Consider the following 3,981-nt stretch of genomic DNA (forward strand, 5'->3'; position numbering starts at 1 on the left):
TTCATGCGAGTCGACCCTCCCCCTCCAGGGGAGGGTTGGCACCACACATGGAGCGCCACCTTGACCTTCCCCCGCCAATCCGCTTGCTTGTCGGCCCAACGTCAACCTCCCGGGAAGAACCGCCCATGTCCTTCGTGCTGGCCATCGATCAGGGCACCACGTCCTCGCGCGCGATGGTGTTCCGCTCCGACATCTCGATTGCCGCGGTCGCGCAGCAGGAATTCCCGCAGCATTTCCCGGCCTCGGGCTGGGTCGAGCACGAGCCGGAGGACATCTGGACCTCGACGGTGATGACCTGCCGCGATGCGCTGGAGAAGGCGGGCCTTGCCGCAAAGGACATCGCCGCGATCGGCATCACCAACCAGCGCGAGACCACCGTGGTGTGGGACCGCGCCACCGGGCAGGCCGTCCATCGCGCCATCGTCTGGCAGGACCGCCGCACCGCGGATATCTGCGCGAAGCTCAAGGCCGACGGCCATGAGCCCGACGTCAGCGCCAGGACGGGCCTGATCATCGACCCCTATTTCTCCGGCACCAAGGTCGCCTGGATCCTCGACCACGTGCCGGGCGCGCGCGAGCGCGCCGAGCGCGGCGAGCTGATGTTCGGCACCGTCGACTGCTATCTGCTGTGGCGGCTGACCGGCGGCCGCGTGCACGCCACCGACGCCACCAACGCCTCGCGTACGCTGCTGTTCAACATCCACACCGGCACGTGGGACGACACGCTGCTGAAGCTGTTGCGCGTGCCGCGCTCGATGCTTCCCGAGGTGAAGGATTCCTCCGCCGATTTCGGCACCACCACACCCGATCTGTTCGGTGGCCCGATCAAGGTCGCCGGCATCGCCGGCGACCAGCAGGCCGCGACCATCGGACAGGCCTGCTTCACGCCCGGCATGATGAAGTCGACCTATGGCACAGGCTGCTTCGCGCTGCTCAACACCGGCGCCACGCCGGTGAAGTCCAACAACAAGCTGCTGACGACCATCGCCTATCAGCTGAACGGCGTCAGGACCTACGCGCTCGAAGGCTCGATCTTCGTCGCCGGCTCCGCCGTGCAATGGCTGCGCGACGGGCTCGGCATCATCAAGCACGCCGCCGAGACCGGCCCGCTCGCCGACAAGTCGGACTCGATGCAGTCGGTCTATCTCGTGCCGGCCTTCGTCGGCCTCGGTGCGCCGTATTGGAATCCGCGCGTCCGTGGCGCACTGTTCGGCCTGACCCGCAACACCGGCCCGGCCGAGCTGGCGCACGCCACGCTCGAAAGCGTCTGCTACCAGACCTACGATCTGTGGGCCGCGATGCGCGCCGACTGGCCCGATGCGTCCGCCGCCACCATCGTGCTGCGCGTCGACGGTGGCATGACCGCCTCGGACTGGACCATGCAGCGCCTCGCCGATCTGCTCGACGCGCCGGTCGACCGTCCGATGATCCAGGAGACGACCGCGCTCGGCGCCGCCTATCTCGCCGGCCTCAATGCGGGCGTCTATCCGGAGCCGGAAAAATTCGCCGACAATTGGCGGCTCGAGCACCGCTTCAGGCCGGCGATGAGCGCCGCCACCCGCCAGCGCAAGCTCGCCGGCTGGGCCCGCGCGGTGAAGGGCGTGCTGGCGAGCGACGAGGGCGAGTAGGAGACGCGCAGGCCTCACGCCAGGAAGGCGGCGAGGTCGGCATTGACCTGCGCCATGTGGGTGACGAACAAGCCGTGCGGGCCGCCGGGATAGACCTTCAGCTCGGCGCCCCTGATGCCATTCGCCGTCGGCCTGCCTGTCATGTCCAGCGGCGCCGACACGTCGGCGTCGCCATGCAGGATCAGAACGGGGCGGTCGATCCTGGGCAGCACCGGTCGCAGATCCCGGGAGATCAGCGCGCGGCTGGTGGCAACGGCCACCGCAATCGGGATCTGCCGCATCATCGCCGCGACCCATTCCATCGTCTGCGGCGAGGTGTCCTTGGTGAAGAACGGCAGCTTGTTGTCCTCGATCCATTTCGGGAAGTCGCGCTGCCAGGCCGCCCAGCTCTGCTCGAAATAGGCCTGCGGCGCACCGAGCGCATTGTCGGCGGTCTGCAGCGGATACGGCGTGGTCGGCCCGAGCATCGCGATCCGGGAGATGCGCGCGGTGCCATGGCGGGCGACGTAGTTGAGGATCTCGTTGCAGCCCATGGACATGCCGACCAGGGCGACCTCGTCGAGGCCGAGCTGCGCGATCACCTCGGCGATGTCGTCGGCGAAGCGATCGAGATCATAGCCGCTGCCCGGCACGTCGCTGCGGCCATGGCCGCGCCGGTCGAAGGCGATGCAGCGCAAGCCGCGTGGACTGAGCTCGGCGATCTGATAGCTCCACATCGCGCTGGTCAGCGCCCATGCATGGACGAACAGCACCGGGCGGCCGCTGCCCCAGTCCTCGTGATACAGCACGACGCCGTCGCTGGTGCGGATGCGTGGCGCTGTCGCGGCCGGCGCGGCTCTGGCGACGTTGGCGGCGAGGCTCGCGGCGGCCGCAGTCAGCAGCATGTCTCGTCGTTGCATGGGCATGGCTCCTGATGTTCAATGCGCCGACGATGCCGGGTGCGCCCACGCAAGCCAATTACGTCCCGGGTAACTCCGCAGGCCTTTTGCAATGTCCGTTCCCGATAGCATTTTCGACGTCCCGCCCGGCAAGATCGCCGCGGTTGTCACCTCGCTTGAGATGCTGGCGCGGCCGATGTTGCCGCCCGATCCGGCCGGCGCGTGGCGCATTCGCCGCGTCGCGCAGCCCGACCCTGACTGGTACCGCGACCTGTATGCGCGGGTCGGACGGGAGTGGCTTTGGTCGCAGCGGTTGCGGATGAGCAGGGCCGAGCTTGCACGCACCATCGGCGCGGACGGAGTCGAGATCTCCACGCTGGAACATGACGGCGGCGACGAGGCCCTTTTGGAGCTCGACTTCCGCAGGAACAACGAGTGCGAGCTGGTGCTGTTCGGTGTCACGTCCAAGCTGATCGGCACCGGCGCCGGCCGGCTGCTGATGAACCACGCGCTGCGCCGCGCCTGGGCGCAGCCGCTGACTCGGCTCTGGGTCCACACCTGCAGCTTCGATCACCCGCGCGCGCTCGCCTTCTACCAGCGTTCCGGCTTCCGCCCGTTCCGCCGCCAGATCGAGATCGCCCCCGATCCCCGCCTCGACGGCACCCTGCCGCGCGATGTCGCAGCGCATGTGCCGCTGCTGGGGTAAAGTTGGCAGCTGACAATTTGGCCGAATGACGCTTCAATGCCTGGAGCAGGAGAATGCCTCATGTTCCTGATCGGCCAATACGACTCGCCTTTCGTCCGCCGGACCGCGATCGCGCTCAGGCTGTACGGCATCCCGTTCGAGCACAAGCCGTGGTCGACCTTCGGCGATGCCGACAAGATCGCGCCGTACAATCCGCTGCTGCGGGTGCCGGTGCTGGTGCTCGACGGCGGCGAGGCGCTGATCGATTCGGCGGCGATTCTCGACCATCTCGACGAGGCGGTGGGGGCCGAGCGCGCGATGCTTGCGCCGCGCGGTGGATTGCGCCGCCAGCAGCTGCACACGATCGCGCTCGCCACCGGGCTCGGCGACAAGGCCGTCAGCCTGATCTACGAGCGTGTGCTGCGCAAGGATCAGCTCGCGCTGTGGGTCGCGCGCTGCGAGGCCCAGATCTCCGGGGTGCTGGCGATGCTGGAGGCCGAGCGCGCCGCGGTCTCGACGGAGTATTGGTACGGCGATCGGATCGGCCACGCCGACATCGCCGTCGCCTGCATGCTACGCTTCACGTCTGAGGCCCATCCGCATCTGTTCGATCCGGCGCGCTATCCCGCGCTGGCGGCCCATGCCGCCAAATGCGAGGCCCTGCCGCCATTCCAGGAGATCGTGCAACCGCTCGCGCCACCGAGCGGGGATTAGTTCAACTGATTCTCTTGCCGCGACGGCGGTGCACTCCCTCTCTCCGTCCTTCACGGGGAGAGGGTCGGGGTGAGGG

Annotated in this window: 4 protein-coding genes; 3 read left to right on the plus strand and 1 reads right to left on the minus strand. The window is 68.1% G+C overall.

The genetic code is table 11. From position 1 onward, the window contains the following. Positions 1-125: 125 nt before the first annotated feature. Positions 126-1,628: a glycerol kinase GlpK gene (gene glpK / locus BRAO375_RS25335; protein WP_009030303.1), complete on the plus strand. Its 1,503-nt coding sequence runs from the start codon at positions 126-128 to the stop codon at positions 1,626-1,628. Positions 1,629-1,642: 14 nt separating this feature from the next. Here glpK and BRAO375_RS25340 read toward each other — a convergent pair whose 3' ends face one another. After that, entirely contained in the window at positions 1,643-2,527 is an 885-nt protein-coding gene (locus BRAO375_RS25340) for an alpha/beta fold hydrolase (RefSeq protein WP_009030304.1), read from the minus strand. 91 nt (positions 2,528-2,618) lie between these two features. Between BRAO375_RS25340 and BRAO375_RS25345 the strand changes: the two genes are divergently transcribed. After that, complete coding sequence (locus tag BRAO375_RS25345; protein WP_009030305.1) at positions 2,619-3,212, plus strand: GNAT family N-acetyltransferase; 594 nt, start codon at positions 2,619-2,621, stop codon at positions 3,210-3,212. A 60-nt stretch (positions 3,213-3,272) separates the two neighbouring features. Next, positions 3,273-3,905, plus strand: a complete 633-nt coding sequence (locus BRAO375_RS25350) for a glutathione S-transferase family protein (RefSeq protein WP_009030306.1) — start codon at positions 3,273-3,275, stop codon at positions 3,903-3,905. The last annotated feature ends 76 nt before the right edge of the window (positions 3,906-3,981 follow it).

Origin of the sequence: Bradyrhizobium sp. ORS 375 (genome assembly GCF_000239775.1) — a bacterium.
GTDB lineage: Bacteria > Pseudomonadota > Alphaproteobacteria > Rhizobiales > Xanthobacteraceae > Bradyrhizobium.

Excerpts from the sequence above, each read along its gene's own strand:
- BRAO375_RS25340 (WP_009030304.1), bottom strand. The coding sequence starts at position 2,527 with ATGCAACGACGAGACATGCTGCTGACTGCGGCCGCCGCGAGCCTCGCC.
- BRAO375_RS25345 (WP_009030305.1), top strand. The coding sequence starts at position 2,619 with ATGTCCGTTCCCGATAGCATTTTCGACGTCCCGCCCGGCAAGATCGCC.
- glpK (WP_009030303.1), top strand. The coding sequence starts at position 126 with ATGTCCTTCGTGCTGGCCATCGATCAGGGCACCACGTCCTCGCGCGCG.
- BRAO375_RS25350 (WP_009030306.1), top strand. The coding sequence starts at position 3,273 with ATGTTCCTGATCGGCCAATACGACTCGCCTTTCGTCCGCCGGACCGCG.